The following is a 14,227-nucleotide window of genomic DNA, read 5'->3' on the forward strand; positions in this document are numbered from 1 at the left end:
GATCTTTTGCTTTTTAGCTCAACTCAAGCCAGATCGGCGCATGGTCCGAAGGTTTTTCCATGCCGCGCAGTTCATAGTCGACGCCGGCGGCTTTGACCCGTGGCAACAAACCGTGGGAGGCCAGGATCACGTCTATGCGCAGCCCACGCTTAGGCTCGTCTTCAAATCCGCGGCTACGGTAATCGAACCAGCTGAAGACATCCGCCACTTCCGGGTTCAGATGACGGAAACTGTCAGTCAGGCCCCAGTTTTTCAGGCGGGCCATCCACTCGCGCTCTTCCGGCAGGAAGCTGCATTTGCCGGTTTTCAGCCAGCGCTTCATGTTGTCCGGGCCGATACCGATGTCGCAGTCTTCCGGAGAAATGTTTACATCGCCCATGACCACCAGTGGCTGTTCGTTTTTGAACTGGCTTTCCAGCAGTTGCTGCAAATCGCTGTAGAAACGTTGCTTGGCCGGGAATTTGGTCGGGTGGTCGCGGCTTTCACCTTGTGGGAAATAGCCGTTCATGATGGTCACCGGCACGCCATCTGCGTCGGCGAAGGTGCCCCAGATGAAGCGCCGCTGTGCGTCTTCTTCATCGGTGGCGAAACCTTTGTGCAGGACCAGCGGCTCCTGGCGCGAGAGCAGGGCAACGCCGTAATGCCCTTTTTGGCCGTGGAAATTCACGTGATAGCCCAGGGCTTTGACTTCTTCAAGCGGGAACTGGTCGTCGTGGACCTTGGTTTCCTGTAACCCGATCACATCTGGCTGATGCTTTTCGATCAGCGCCGCCAGCTGATGGGGACGGGCGCGCAGCCCGTTGATGTTGAAGGAGACAATCTTCATGGTCGGCAGTCCTGGCAAAAGGGCGATGCTAGCTGACATGGGGGAGATGGGCCAGTGTGGGACAGATCATTTTGGTCTGTGGGATTTGTGTTGCCTGTGAGGCTGGCAAAATCGAGGAATGTCCCGAGTTGGTCTATACCTTTGGGGAACTGTGCCACCCGCAACCGGTTCGTACCAACAAGAGCGCCGCCATTTGTACGCGCCCAGGGGAGAATCACCGTCATGCCTGAAACCCAGACCGCCATCGCCGACATTCATATGCTCGACAGCGGCTATTCCCGCGAAGCCCGCTCATTGTTGTACCAGGCTTATCGGCACGAGCCGACCTTCGGCTACCTGTTCGAGGCCGAGCGCCCCGGCTATGAACAGCGGGTGCGCGCCACCGTGCGCGAACTGGTCAAGCAACACTTTCTGCAGGATTTGCCGGCCATCGGCCTGCTGGTCAATGACCGCTTGATCGGCATCGCCCTGATCGCGCCGCCGCAACGTCGGTTGGGCATCACCGAAAGTTGGGCGTGGCGCTTGCGCATGGTGCTCAGCACCGGCTTTCGCTGCACGCGTCGCTACCTCGAATATCACGATGCCGTGGCGGCGTGCTCGCCGTCCGACTCGGTGCACGTTCTGCCGTTGCTGGGCATTCACCCGCAATTCCAGGGCAAGCACTTCGGCGAGCAATTGCTGCAAGCGGTGCACAACTGGTGCGCGGTGGATGAAAACTCTCAGGGCGTGATCCTCGACACCGGTAATCCGCGTTATCTGGCGTTCTACAAACGCCAGGGCTATGAGGAAATTGGTGAGGTGGCCGTAGGACCGATTCGTGAGCATGTGTTTTTTCACGCCAACCCACAGGTCGTGCAGAGCGCAACCGCGTAAGGTCGAACTTTCCGCGCCCTCCAGGCTCTATCACGCTCCCAAGCTCGTGATAGCATCCGCGCCTATGAAGTTTCCAGGAAGAATTACCAGTGGCGTGCTGATGCTGATTACCAGCTGTGCGGCACTGGCGCAAAGTGAATTGGATGTGCGGATCAAACCGTCCAACGATGATCTCAAGGCTAATATAGAGGGCTATATCGGCAGCCTCGGCGATCGTGACGAAGAAGCCTTGTTGCGCTTCAGTCGTGGCGCCGAGGAGCAGGCGCGCAAAGCCGCGCAGGCCTTGGGTTATTACCAGCCGCAAATCGAAAGTGACGTGAAGGGCGGCGACAAACCGCGCCTGATCCTCAACATCGACCCCGGTGAACCGGTGCATTTGCGCAACGTCATCATCCGCGTCGACGGACCGGCGGCCTCCCTGAAATCCTTTCGCGTTCCGCAAAACCACGCGCTGCAAACCGGCGCGGTGCTCAATCATGGCCAGTACGATGATGCCAAGCGGCTGATCCAGAATCAGGCTTCGCGTTACGGCTTCTTCAGCGGGCATTTCACCCGTTCGAGACTGTCGGTCGACCCCCGTGCCGGCGTCGCCGATATCGAGCTGATCTATGACAGCGGCCCGCGCTACACACTGGGCAAGGTCAAGTTTGAAGGCGACACGCCGTTCGACGAAGACCTGCTGCAACGCATGGTGCCGTTCAAGGCCGGAACACCCTACGACTCCGAGCTGATCGCCGAGCTCAACCAGGCGCTGCAATCGAGTGGTTACTTCGAGGGCGTGCGGGTCGATGCGGCACCGACAGCGTCCAAGAACGATGTGATCCCGGTGGACGTCAAACTGGAGACCCGCAAACCACGCACCATGGGCCTGGGTCTGGGTTATTCCACGGATGTCGGCCCGCGAGTGAAGGCCAATTGGACCCGGCACTGGGTCAATCCGCAAGGCCACAGTTACGGATGGGAAACCGAAGTCTCGGCGCCTCGGCAAAACGTCGGCTTGTTCTACGACATTCCGCTGGACCCGCCGCTGACCGACAAACTGCGTTTCGCCGGGGGTTACCAAAGCGAAGAAATCGCCGACAAGGACAGCCTCAGCAAGCTGCTGACCGTCGGCCCGGAATGGCACAGCAAGTTGCCCAGCGGTTGGCAGCGAGTGGTCTCGCTCAAGTGGCAGCGCGAGGAATACCGGCTCGGTGACGACTCCGGCCTCAGTACCCTGTTGATGCCAGGCGTCAGCTATTCGTACCTCAAAAGCGACAACCGCATCGACCCGCACAACGGCTATCGCCTGCAATTCGAAAGCAAGGTGGCAAAGGAAGGCCTGGGCTCGGACAACAACTTGCTGTACGGCACCGCCTTGGTCAAAGGCCTGACCACGGTCTTCGATAAACACCGCTTCCTCGGTCGCGTACAGGTCGGCGGCAGTGCCACCAACGGTTATAAATCAATACCGCCGTCACTGCGCTTCTTCGCGGGTGGCGATCAGAGCGTGCGCGGCTACGACTATCAGAGCCTGTCCCCGGAAAACAACGAAGGTGACCGCATCGGCGGCCGCTACATGGTCGCCGCGAGCGCCGAGTACCAATACTCCGTCGCGGATAAATGGCGGGTTGCGACCTTCGTCGATCAGGGCAACTCCTTCAATACACTCGAACTGCCGAACCTCAAGACCGGGGTCGGCATCGGCGTGCGCTGGGTGTCGCCAGTGGGGCCGATCCGCCTCGACCTGGCCCATGCGCTGGACGACGATGGCGGCATTCGGTTGCACTTTTCCATGGGGCCTGAGCTTTGAAACGTGGCTTGAAAGTAACGCTGCTGGCGATGGCGGCATTGTTGATGTTGCTGCTGTTGACGCTGGTTACGGTGCTGGGGACCGCGACGGGCAGCCGTTGGGCGCTCGGCTTTGTGCCGGGCCTGACCCTGGACAATTTCCAGGGGCGCCTGGGCGGTCAGTGGAGCGCCGACCGCGTGTTGTGGCAGCAAGACACCAGCCGGGTTGAACTGAGCAAAGTCATCTTCGCCTGGTCGCCGCTGTGCCTGACGCGCAGGACCTTGTGCATCGATCAATTGCAGGCTGATCAGGTCAGCCTGCAATTTCCGCCGAGCGAAGAAGCCAGCAGTGGGCCGATCAGCCTTCCGGACTTGCAGCTGCCGGTCGCGCTTGAGCTGGGCGACATCCAGGTCGGCCGCCTGCTGTTCAACGGCAGTGAACAGCTCAAGGGCCTGCAACTGGCGGCGCACTGGACAGAAAAGGGCATGCAGCTCGACTCGGTGAAACTGCAGCGTGACGATCTGAGCCTGAACCTCAGGGGGCACCTGCTACCCGGAGGAAACTGGCCGCTCGACGCTGAAGGACAGTTGACCCTGTCAACCCCGGCACCCTGGACATTGGCGTTGAAGATTGATGGCGACCTGCTGAAAACCCTGAACCTGAAAGCCGACAGCAGTGGCTATCTCGACGGGCAACTGTCCGGCGAGCTGCAGCCACTGGTGGAAAACCTGCCGGCCAAGGTGCGCATCACCGCTGACGGCTTCAAACCGAGTGCCGATCTGCCGGACACCCTGCAACTCAATCAACTGCAACTCACCGGCTCCGGTGACCTGAAAAACGGCTATGCGCTGGTCGGCAATGCCACGTTGCCGGCCGAAGAAGGCCCGGTAACGCTGGCGCTGCAAGGCAAGGTCGACGCCAATGGCGCGCAGATCGCCGCACTGGACCTGACCGCCAACGACCAACAAAGCCTGAAACTGAGCGGACAACTGGACTGGAGCAAAGGCCTGAGCGCCGAGGCGAAAGTCGATTGGCTGGATTTCCCCTGGCACCGCCTCTACCCGCTGATCGACGAACCGCAAGTCGCCTTGCGCAGCTTCAATGGTGAAGTCTCCTACACCGATGGTAAGTATCTGGGCAACTTCAAGGCGGCGCTCGACGGCCCGGCCGGGGCGTTCAGCCTGACCAGCCCGTTCGCCGGCGACCTGACGAAAATCTATTTGCAGCAACTCCAGCTTATCGCCGGGCAGGGCAAGGCCGATGGGCACCTGAACCTGCAATTTGCCGATGGCATTGCCTGGGACACCGCGCTGGACTTGTCGGCGATCAACCCGGCGTACTGGGTCGCGGAGTTGCCGGGCACCCTGGCCGGGCCATTGCGCAGCAAAGGCGAGATGAAGAATGAAACACTCAGCCTCAACGCCGACCTCGATCTGAAAGGCAAACTGCGCGGCCAGCCGGCGGTTCTGCAAGCCAAGGCCGACGGCGCCGGTGAGCAATGGAACCTCAATGCCCTGCAGATTCGCCTCGGCGACAACAGCATCAATGGCAAAGGCAGCCTGCAACAGAAGCTCAGTGGCCAGATCGATATCAAGTTGCTGCGCCTGGCTCAACTCTGGCCGCAATTGCGCGGGCAGATCAATGGCCGGGTCGATGTCGCCGGCACGCTCAAGGCGCCGCAGGGCAAGCTCGGGTTGCAAGGCTCGCGATTGGCTTTTCAGGACAACCGCCTGCAAAGCCTGAACCTCGACGCCACGCTCGACAGCGCCCAACGGGCGAAAATCGACCTCAAGGGCAGCGGCATCCAGACGGGCGATACCGCGTTGGGCACGTTGACTGCCAGCGGTCAGGGCGACATCAAGAACCAGAAGCTGAGCCTCGACCTGCAAGGGCCGAAACTGAAACTGGCCCTCGGCCTGGACGGTGTGCTGGACAAAGGTAACTGGCGTGGACGTCTGGCCAGTGGCGATATCCAGGCCGGTGGTCAGGACTGGAAGCTGCAAGGCCCGGCGAAACTCGAGCGCTTGGCGGACGGCAAAATCAACTTCGGCGCCCATTGCTGGGCATCCGGCCAAGCCAGCCTGTGCGGCGAAGACCAGCGTCTGATGCCTGATCCGAAGCTGCGCTATCACCTCAAGCTGTTCCCGATCGAAAGTCTCGCGCAATGGCTGCCGAAAGACTTTGCCTGGCAGGGGCGGCTCAACGCCGACGTGCAGCTGGACCTGCCGGCCAGCGGCCCGAACGGTGTGATCAGCATCGATGCCAGCGGCGGTACGTTGCGTGTTCGCGAGAAAGACCAGTGGCTGGACTTCCCATACCAGACCCTGAAACTCACCAGCAGACTCACGCCCAAGCGCATCGACACGGACCTTGGTTTTGTCGGCGGCAAACTCGGCGAACTGATGGTGCAGGCGCAGATCAACCCGTTGCTGAAAAACAAGCCGCTGAGCGGATCATTCCGCTTGAGTGGTCTGGACTTGTCGGTGGCGCGTCCCTTCGTGCCCATGGTCGAGAAACTCACCGGGCGCTTGAATGGCAGCGGCACGATTTCCGGTGGGTTGCTGGCGCCGCTGGTCAACGGCAGCTTGTTGCTCAGCGATGGCGAGGTTTCCGGCCCGGAGTTGCCGATGGAAATTCAGGGTTTGCGCTTGCAAGCGCTGATCGCCGGGGAAACCGTTCAACTCGACGGTGGCTGGAAAAGCGGCAAAACCGGGCAGGGCAGTTTGAACGGCAACATTGCGTGGGGTCAGGCGCTGGTGGTGGATCTGGCGCTCAAAGGCTCGAAATTGCCGGTCAGCGTCGAACCGTACGCCAAGGTCGAAGTGGCGCCGGACCTGAAAATCTCGATGAAGGGTGATGAGCTGGCCATCGTGGGCAAAGTGCAGGTGCCCAAGGGCGACATCACCATCCGCGAGTTGCCGCCATCGACGGTCAAGGTCTCCGATGACACGGTGATCGTCGGCTATCAGACCGAAGAGGGCAAACCGCCACTGGCGATGAAAATGGACATCGACGTGGTGGTTGGCGAGGAAAAACTCAGTTTTGCCGGGTTTGGCCTGACCGCGAATGTGCAGGGGCATGTGCACATCGGCGACAACATGGACACCCGTGGTGAACTGTGGCTCAACGACGGCCGTTACCGCGCCTACGGCCAGCGCCTGTCGGTGCGTCGGGCGCGGCTGCTGTTCGCCGGACCGATCGATCAACCGTACCTGGACATCGAAGCGATTCGCCAGACTGACGACGTGATCGCCGGTATTCGCTTGAGCGGCAGCGCCGAACAGCCGACCACGCAGATTTTCTCCGAACCGGCCATGAGCCAGGAGCAGGCGCTGTCTTATTTGGTGCTGGGGCGACCATTGAGTACCAACGGTGAAGACAACAACATGCTTGCCCAGGCGGCGCTTGGGTTGGGGTTGATGGGCAGCTCGGGTGTTACTGGCAGCCTGGCGAAGAATCTGGGGATCGAGGATTTTCAGCTTGATACTGAGGGCAGTGGTAACGCCACCAGTGTTGTGGCGAGTGGTAATCTTTCGGAGAAGCTCAGTTTGCGCTATGGCGTTGGGGTGTTTGAGCCGGCTAATACCATTGCCTTGCGTTACAAGCTGAGCAAGAGGGTTTATCTCGAGGCGGCGGGTGGTGTGGCGAGTTCGCTGGATATTTTCTATAAGCGGGATTTTTAGACCAGGCGGCCTTGGAGCTGACCTGGTTCTTGGTTGATTGGGTACATATCCGTTTCTTCGGTAACGGCGGCTTAGGGTTTCGCCCTTACGGCGACTCACTTTTTTACAAGCGCCTAAAAAGTAAGCAAAAAACGCTCGCCCCTTACGCACGGCCCCTCGCTGGGGCTCGGGGTTCCTTCGCTCCGGCATTCACTCAGCCTGCCGAGGGGGCGGGTGGATCAAAAGGGCCGGCCGGCCTGTTTGTCTGGTCGGTCCACATTCCAAACTGTAGGAGCCGGCTTGCTGGCGATAGCGCCCGGCCAATCACCCAATCATTACCAAATGCCCCAATCCAACTGTGCGGCCAGCCTGCTGGCGATAGCGCTATGTCAGGCGTAACGAGGTCGTCTGAACGACCGCCATCGCCAGCAAGCCGGCTCCTACAGGGGGAGATGCGCACGAACCAGTTAAACAGGCCGGCCGGTAGGCCGCCTCGCGGTGCTGTGGCGGTACTCGCCCCCTCGTGAGGCCGAGTGGAGGTTCTGTGTAGTGGGCAACCCGGCATGGATGCCGGGTTAGCCGCCCCCGGCCATGGATGGCCGATGGCGGCGGGCCCACGGAGCAGGACCGGAGCGAGGGCATGCCGAGCCACAGCGAGGCACCGAACGAAAGGGGCAAGAGCCCTTGGTTACTTGGGGCTCTTCCAAGTGACCCGCCGTAAGGGCGGAACCTTAAGTCGCCGTGACCGCAGCAACGGATATGCACTAAAAATCCAAAAAACCCACACCACCGGTCAACTATTTACAAAGCTTGCTAACTATTACGTTGACATTCACTGCCTAAGCAGTAACATCTCGACATACATTCACTGCCTAGGCAGCTAATTGGTGTCCTGATGAAACATTTCGCGCCAGACGATTTCCACAATTGCCATCTCGGTCTCCTGCTCGGGCGCGCTGCGCTGCTCAAGGACCGGATCATCGACACGCACATGGAACCCCACGGCATCACTGCCGCGCAGTTCAAGGTGCTGATCATCATGGCCCAGTTCGGCGTCGATTCGCCGGGCGAGCTGTGTCGGCACTTGTCCCTGGACAGCGGCTCGATGACCCGCATGCTCGATCGTCTGGAACAGAAAGGTTTCCTCGCTCGCCAACGCTCCGAGGCAGATCGCCGGCAGGTGCGATTGGTGCTGACCGAACAAGGTCAGGCCTTGGCGGATCGCCTGCCGCACATCGGCGCTGAAGCGATGAATGAACTGGCTGGCGCCATTACTCCGGATGAACTGAAAACCCTGGAGCTGATCCTCAAGAAAATTCTGGTAGCAGCCGGTGACTCGATCACCCTGCTGCGCTTAGGTGGCAATAATGAACAGTAAAACCCTGCGCACCGGCCTGAGCCTGGTGCTGTTGGCCATGAGCCTGGCCGGTTGCGCCAGTTACAGCGGTCTGAACACCGAAGGCGTCAGCCTCGATGCGAAAAGCCTCAAGGCCGGGCAATCCCTCAGCGGCGTGACGCTGTCGCCCGCGGCCTGGCCGAAAAGTGACTGGTGGACAAGCCTTGGCGATCCGCAGCTCGATGGCCTGATCCGTGAAGCCCTGCGCGACAGCCCGGACATGCAGATCGCCGACGCGCGCGCCCATCAGGCCAGCGCCGCCGCTTACGCCGCCGATGCCGCGCGGATGCCCACCCTTGATGCGAGCGCCGGTGTCAGCCACTCGCGACTGGCCCGTGACCAAGACCCGCTGGGGCAAGGCGACAACTACGCCACCGTGCGAAACATCAGTGCCAGTTTCAACTACAACTTCGATCTCTGGGGCGGTCAGCGCGACGCCTGGGAAGCTGCGCTCGGCCAGGCCCGTGCCGCCGAAATCGACCAGCAGGCCGCGCAACTGACCTTGTCCGCCGACGTCGCCCGCGCCTACAGCGATCTGGGGCAGGCGCACATTGTCTATGACCTGTCCGCCGAAGACCTCAAGCGCACCCGGCAAATGCTCGACCTGAGCCAGCGCCGCTTGAGCTCCGGGATCGACAGCCAGTATCAGTTCCAGCAAACCGAAAGCCTGGAAGCCACCTCGCAAGCCAATTTGATCGACGCCGAAAAGCGCCTGCAAAGCGCCAAAATTGCTTTGGCCGTGCTGCTGGGCAAAGGCCCGGATCGTGGCAATGAAATCACCCGGCCGAACATTCTCAAGCCTGGCGCCGTGGCGTTGCCGTCGGTGTTGCCGGCCGAGTTGCTGGGGCGTCGTCCGGACCTGGTGGCCGCGCGCTGGCGGGTCGAGGCGGCAAGCAAGAACATCGACGCCGGCAAGACGCAGTTCTATCCAAACCTGAACCTCAGTGCGGCGGCGGGTGCCGAATCGTTGTTGGGTGATGCGATGTTCGGTTCGGCAAGCCGCTTCTTTAATGTTGCGCCGACCATTTCCGTACCGATTTTCGACGGTGGCCGCCTGCGCGCCGACCTCGATTCCCGCGACGCCGACTACGACCTGGCGGTGGCGCAGTACAACAAAAGCCTGGTGAGAGCACTGGGGGATGTCAGTGACAGCATCAACCAGTTGCGTGATATCGGCCGGCAGATCGCCGCGCAGCAACACGCCACCGACATCGCCCAGGATTCTTACAACACCGTGGTCCAGCGCTACGGTTCCGGCATCGGTAACTACCTGGACGTGCTCAGCATCGAGCAGCAATTGCTCCAGGCCCAGCGTCAGCTGGCCAACCTGAATGCCGAGCAGATCGACCTGTCGATCCAACTGATACAGGCGCTGGGTGGCGGGTTTCAGCCTGAGGCCATTGCCTCGGCCAACACCGCTCCAGCCACGCTGACTCACTAATTCAAGGTACTTGTCATGGCCACTGCCGATACAACTCAAACCCCGGAAAACACCCCGGCCAACCCCAACGCGGGCAAGCGCAAGATCATGTTGCTGGTGCTTGCCGTGGTCGTCTTGCTCTGCGGCGCGGGCGTCTGGGCCTATCACGAATTCTACGGCCGCTGGAGCGAAAGCACCGACGACGCCTATGTGAACGGCAACGTGGTGGAAATCACTCCGCTGGTCACCGGCACCGTTGTGAGCATCGGCGCCGATGACGGGGATCTGGTGCAGGAGGGCCAGGTGTTGGTGAATTTCGACCCCAACGACGCGCAGGTCGGGCTGCAAAGTGCCCAGGCCAATCTGGCGCGTACGGTGCGTCAGGTTCGCGGCTTGTACAGCGACGTTGACGGCATGAAAGCCCAAGTCAACGCCCAGCAGGCTGAAGTGCAGAAAGCCCAGGACAACTTCAACCGGCGGAAAAACCTTGCCGTCGGCGGGGCGATTTCCCAAGAGGAACTGTCCCACGCCCGCGACGACCTGACCTCGGCGCGAAACGCCCTGGCCAACGCCCAGCAGAAGCTCAAGACCACCAGCGCGCTGGTCGATGACACCGTGGTGTCCTCGCATCCGGACGTGATGGCCGCCGCCGCGCAGTTGCGTCAGGCCTACCTGAACAATGCCCGCAGCACGCTGATCGCGCCGGTGACCGGTTACGTGGCCAAACGCTCGGTGCAACTCGGTCAAAGGGTACAGCCGGGTGAGGCGCTGATGGCGGTGATCCCGCTGAATCAGTTGTGGATCGACGCTAATTTCAAGGAAACCCAACTGCGCGATATGCGCATCGGTCAGCCCGTGGAAATCGAAGCCGACCTCTATGGCAGTGACGTGAAGTACAGCGGCACCATCGACAGCCTGGGCGCCGGTACCGGCAGTGCGTTTGCTTTGCTGCCGGCGCAGAACGCCACCGGGAACTGGATCAAGATCGTGCAACGGGTGCCGGTGCGGATTCATGTCAACGCCGAAGAGCTGGCCAGACACCCGCTGCGGGTTGGCCTGTCGACCATCGTCGATGTGGACCTGCACGATCAGAGCGGCCCGGTGCTGGCGCAAACGCCGCCACAGAAGGCGTCGTTCAGCACCAGCATCTACGACCGCCAGTTGGCCGAGGCTGACGTCATGATCACGCAGTTGATTCACGACAACAGCGCCGCAGTCAGCAAAACCGCGCATCGCTGATTCGTCAATCCATCATCACAGCGCCCCCACAAAGGTCAGTTGCGCCGGTAAAGAGCGCAGCGCAACTTGAGTGCCAAAGGATTCGCGATGAGCAATAACGCCTCTTTCACCCCGCCCAGCTTACTGCTCAGCACCATTGGCCTGTCGCTGGCGACCTTCATGCAGGTGCTCGACACCACCATCGCCAACGTGGCGCTGCCGACGATTTCCGGCAACCTGGGCGTGAGTGCGGAGCAGGGCACCTGGGTGATCACCTCGTTCGCGGTGAGCAACGCCATCGCACTGCCGCTGACCGGTTGGCTCAGCCGCCGTTTCGGCGAGGTGAAGCTGTTTATCTGGGCGACGCTGCTGTTCGTGCTCGCGTCGTTTCTGTGCGGGATTTCCACTTCCATGCCCGAGCTGGTGGGCTTTCGGGTTCTGCAAGGGGTGGTGGCGGGGCCGTTGTATCCGATGACCCAAACGCTGCTGATTGCGGTCTACCCCCCGGCGAAACGAGGGATGGCGCTGGCGCTGTTGGCGATGGTCACGGTGGTCGCACCGATTGCCGGGCCGATCCTCGGCGGCTGGATCACAGACAGCTACAGCTGGCCGTGGATTTTCTTCATCAACGTGCCGATTGGCCTGTTCGCTGCGTGGGTGGTGACCCAGCAGATGAAAAAACGTCCGGTGGTCACCAGCCGCCAACCGATGGATTACATCGGGCTGATCGCGCTGATCATTGGCGTCGGCGCCTTACAGATCGTGCTCGACAAGGGCAACGATGCCGACTGGTTTGAATCGAACTTCATCATCATTGGCTCGGTGATTTCGGTGGTTGCCCTGGCGTTCTTCGTGATCTGGGAAATGACCGATGAGCACCCGGTGGTCAACCTGCGGCTGTTCGCCTATCGCAACTTCCGCTACGGCACCATCGTGTTGATTCTGGGGTACGCCGGGTTTTTCGGGATCAACCTGATCCTGCCGCAATGGTTGCAAACGCGGCTGGGCTACACGGCAACCTGGGCCGGTCTTGCCGTGGCGCCGTTGGGTATCCTGCCGGTGTTGCTGTCACCTTTTGTTGGCAAGTACGCGCCGAAGTTCGATATGCGCTTGCTGGCGGGGCTGGCGTTCCTGGCCATCGGCCTGAGCTGTTTCATGCGCGCCGGGTTCACCAATGAAGTGGACTTCCAGCACATCGCCATGGTGCAGCTGTTCATGGGGATCGGCGTGGCACTGTTCTTCATGCCCACCTTGACGATCCTGCTGTCGGATTTGCCCCCGCACCAGATTGCTGACGGCTCGGGCCTGGCGACTTTCTTGCGAACGCTGGGCGGCAGTTTTGCGGCATCGCTGACCACCTGGATCTGGATTCGCCGCGCCGACCAGCACCATGCGTACCTGACCGAAAGCATCACCCCGTTCGACCCGGCGACCCGCGAGACGTTGACGCAACTGGGCGGGGCAGGGGCCAAGGCCTATACGCAGCTGGATCAGATGGTGATCAGCCAGGCATACATCATGTCCACGGTGGATTACTTCACCTTGCTGGGCTGGATGTTCCTGGGGCTGATATTGATTGTCTGGCTGGCCAAACCGCCGTTCACGGCGAAGGCCGGGCCGGCGGCTTCTGCAGGGCATTGATACAACGCTGTTGTGGCGAGGGAGCTTGCTCCCGCTGGGCTGCGAAGCAGCCCCAAGACTGGCGACACAGTCTGTCATCCAGACCGTATGCACAGGTTTTGCGACGGCTGCGCCGCCGAGCGGGAGCAAGCTCCCTCGCCACAGAAGGGGTCAGGCGTTCGGTAGTGTCAGTTGCGGATTTATGAAATCAAACGGCGCCAGCGCAAACCCTTGCTCATCGACCTGCAACGCCCAGCCCTGACGATCCCAATCCCCCAGCACAATGCGCCGCGCCGCCTGTTCACCCAGTTGCAACTTGTGGATGGCGGGACGGTGGGTGTGGCCGTGGATCAGGGTTTTCACGCCGTACTGCTGCATGATCCGTGGAATCTCTTCGGGCGTGACATCGACAATGTCATTGGCCTTCATCCGCGTTTGCGCACGGCTTTCACTGCGCAGCTTGCGCGCCAGCTGATGCCGGGTGCTTAACGGCAGATGCCGCAGAATGAACAGGGTAATCGGGTTGCGCAGGTAGCGACGCAGCTTCATGTAGGCTTCGTCGCGGGTGCAGAGGCTGTCGCCGTGCATCAATAGCACCGGTTCGCCGTTGAACTGCACGACACTCGGGTCTTTCAGCAATGTGCAGCCGGCCTGTTTGCAAAAGGCCTGGCCGAGCATGAAATCGCGATTGCCATGCATCAGAAAAATGGCCGTGCCGCTGTCGCTCAATTCGCGCAGGGCCTGGCAGATGGAACGCTGGAACGGGGTCATGGCGTCGTCGCCAATCCACGCCTCGAAAAAGTCGCCCAGAATGTACAACGCACTCGCCGAGCGGGCGCGTCCGGCGAGCAAATCCAGAAACGCCCGGGTAATGTCCGGGCGCTCCTCTTCCAGATGCAAGTCTGAAATCAGCAATATCACTCAATGATCTCGGCTTTCTCGATGATCACGTCGTCTGCTGGTACGTCCTGGTGGCCGGACTTGGAGGTGGTGGCCACGCCTTTGATCTTGTCGACAACGTCGGTGCCGGCGGTCACTTTGCCGAATACCGCGTAGCCCCAGCCTTGAACGTTCTTGCCGCTGTGGTTCAGGAAGCTGTTGTCAGCCACGTTGATGAAGAACTGCGCGGAAGCCGAATGCGGCTCCATGGTGCGGGCCATGGCAACGGTGTATTTGTCGTTGGAAAGACCGTTGTCGGCTTCGTTCTGGATGCTTGGACGCTTGTCTTTCTTTTCTTTCATGCCAGGTTCGAAACCGCCGCCCTGGATCATGAAGTTACCGATCACACGGTGGAAAACAGTGTTTTCGTAGTGACCGGCCTTAACGTACTCGACGAAGTTGGCCACGGTGATCGGGGCCTTGTCGGCGTTCAGTTCGAGGACGATGTCGCCATGGTTGGTAGTCAGTTTGACTTGGGTCATGATCGGGTCTCTTTTGAGGA

General features: G+C 60.7%; 10 protein-coding genes. 7 read left to right on the plus strand and 3 right to left on the minus strand.

Annotation, left to right across the window (positions count from 1 at the left end; translation table 11 throughout):
* Positions 1-13: 13 nt before the first annotated feature.
* Positions 14-826 (minus strand): exodeoxyribonuclease III, encoded by an 813-nt coding sequence (gene xthA / locus M5G20_RS13305; RefSeq protein WP_273919445.1) that lies wholly within the window; start codon positions 824-826, stop codon positions 14-16.
* Positions 827-1,048: 222 nt separating this feature from the next.
* Here xthA and M5G20_RS13310 point away from each other — a divergent pair, with 222 nt between their 5' ends.
* The 7 genes from M5G20_RS13310 (at position 1,049) to M5G20_RS13340 (ending at position 12,807) form a co-directional block, all read left to right on the plus strand.
* Positions 1,049-1,699: a GNAT family N-acetyltransferase gene (locus tag M5G20_RS13310; protein WP_273919446.1), complete on the plus strand. Its 651-nt coding sequence runs from the start codon at positions 1,049-1,051 to the stop codon at positions 1,697-1,699.
* Positions 1,700-1,763: 64 nt separating this feature from the next.
* On the plus strand, positions 1,764-3,491 hold the full coding sequence (locus tag M5G20_RS13315; RefSeq protein ID WP_273919447.1) for an autotransporter assembly complex protein TamA: 1,728 nt from the start codon (positions 1,764-1,766) through the stop codon (positions 3,489-3,491).
* Complete coding sequence (locus M5G20_RS13320; protein WP_273919448.1) at positions 3,488-7,153, plus strand: translocation/assembly module TamB domain-containing protein; 3,666 nt, start codon at positions 3,488-3,490, stop codon at positions 7,151-7,153. Before M5G20_RS13315 ends, M5G20_RS13320 begins: the two co-directional genes overlap by 4 nt.
* Positions 7,154-8,027: 874 nt before the next feature.
* Positions 8,028-8,510 carry a MarR family winged helix-turn-helix transcriptional regulator gene (locus M5G20_RS13325; RefSeq protein WP_273919449.1) on the plus strand — a complete coding sequence of 161 codons (483 nt, stop codon included), beginning with the start codon at positions 8,028-8,030 and terminating at the stop codon, positions 8,508-8,510.
* A complete protein-coding gene (locus M5G20_RS13330; RefSeq protein ID WP_273919450.1) occupies positions 8,500-9,969 on the plus strand; it encodes an efflux transporter outer membrane subunit in 1,470 nt (489 codons plus the stop codon). Before M5G20_RS13325 ends, M5G20_RS13330 begins: the two co-directional genes overlap by 11 nt.
* Before the next feature lie 15 nt (positions 9,970-9,984).
* Complete coding sequence (locus tag M5G20_RS13335; RefSeq protein ID WP_273919451.1) at positions 9,985-11,187, plus strand: HlyD family efflux transporter periplasmic adaptor subunit; 1,203 nt, start codon at positions 9,985-9,987, stop codon at positions 11,185-11,187.
* Between the two features lie 87 nt (positions 11,188-11,274).
* Complete coding sequence (locus tag M5G20_RS13340) at positions 11,275-12,807, plus strand: DHA2 family efflux MFS transporter permease subunit (protein ID WP_273919452.1); 1,533 nt, start codon at positions 11,275-11,277, stop codon at positions 12,805-12,807.
* Between the two features lie 150 nt (positions 12,808-12,957).
* Here the strand turns inward: M5G20_RS13340 and lpxH are convergent, their stop codons facing one another.
* Both lpxH and M5G20_RS13350 read right to left on the minus strand, forming a co-directional pair.
* Positions 12,958-13,707 carry a UDP-2,3-diacylglucosamine diphosphatase gene (gene lpxH / locus M5G20_RS13345; RefSeq protein WP_273919453.1) on the minus strand — a complete coding sequence of 250 codons (750 nt, stop codon included), beginning with the start codon at positions 13,705-13,707 and terminating at the stop codon, positions 12,958-12,960.
* Entirely contained in the window at positions 13,704-14,207 is a 504-nt protein-coding gene (locus tag M5G20_RS13350) for a peptidylprolyl isomerase (RefSeq protein WP_046037821.1), read from the minus strand. Before M5G20_RS13350 ends, lpxH begins: the two co-directional genes overlap by 4 nt.
* Between the last annotated feature and the right edge of the window lie 20 nt (positions 14,208-14,227).

Source organism: Pseudomonas sp. TNT2022 ID1044, assembly GCF_028656895.1.
GTDB lineage: Bacteria > Pseudomonadota > Gammaproteobacteria > Pseudomonadales > Pseudomonadaceae > Aquipseudomonas > Aquipseudomonas reinekei.

What these genes read in the sequence shown, in the direction of transcription:
- xthA (WP_273919445.1), bottom strand. Translation starts at nt 826, where the DNA reads ATGAAGATTGTCTCCTTCAACATCAACGGGCTGCGCGCCCGTCCCCAT.
- M5G20_RS13335 (WP_273919451.1), top strand. Translation starts at nt 9,985, where the DNA reads ATGGCCACTGCCGATACAACTCAAACCCCGGAAAACACCCCGGCCAAC.
- M5G20_RS13310 (WP_273919446.1), top strand. Translation starts at nt 1,049, where the DNA reads ATGCCTGAAACCCAGACCGCCATCGCCGACATTCATATGCTCGACAGC.
- M5G20_RS13340 (WP_273919452.1), top strand. Translation starts at nt 11,275, where the DNA reads ATGAGCAATAACGCCTCTTTCACCCCGCCCAGCTTACTGCTCAGCACC.
- M5G20_RS13330 (WP_273919450.1), top strand. Translation starts at nt 8,500, where the DNA reads ATGAACAGTAAAACCCTGCGCACCGGCCTGAGCCTGGTGCTGTTGGCC.
- M5G20_RS13350 (WP_046037821.1), bottom strand. Translation starts at nt 14,207, where the DNA reads ATGACCCAAGTCAAACTGACTACCAACCATGGCGACATCGTCCTCGAA.
- M5G20_RS13325 (WP_273919449.1), top strand. Translation starts at nt 8,028, where the DNA reads ATGAAACATTTCGCGCCAGACGATTTCCACAATTGCCATCTCGGTCTC.
- M5G20_RS13315 (WP_273919447.1), top strand. Translation starts at nt 1,764, where the DNA reads ATGAAGTTTCCAGGAAGAATTACCAGTGGCGTGCTGATGCTGATTACC.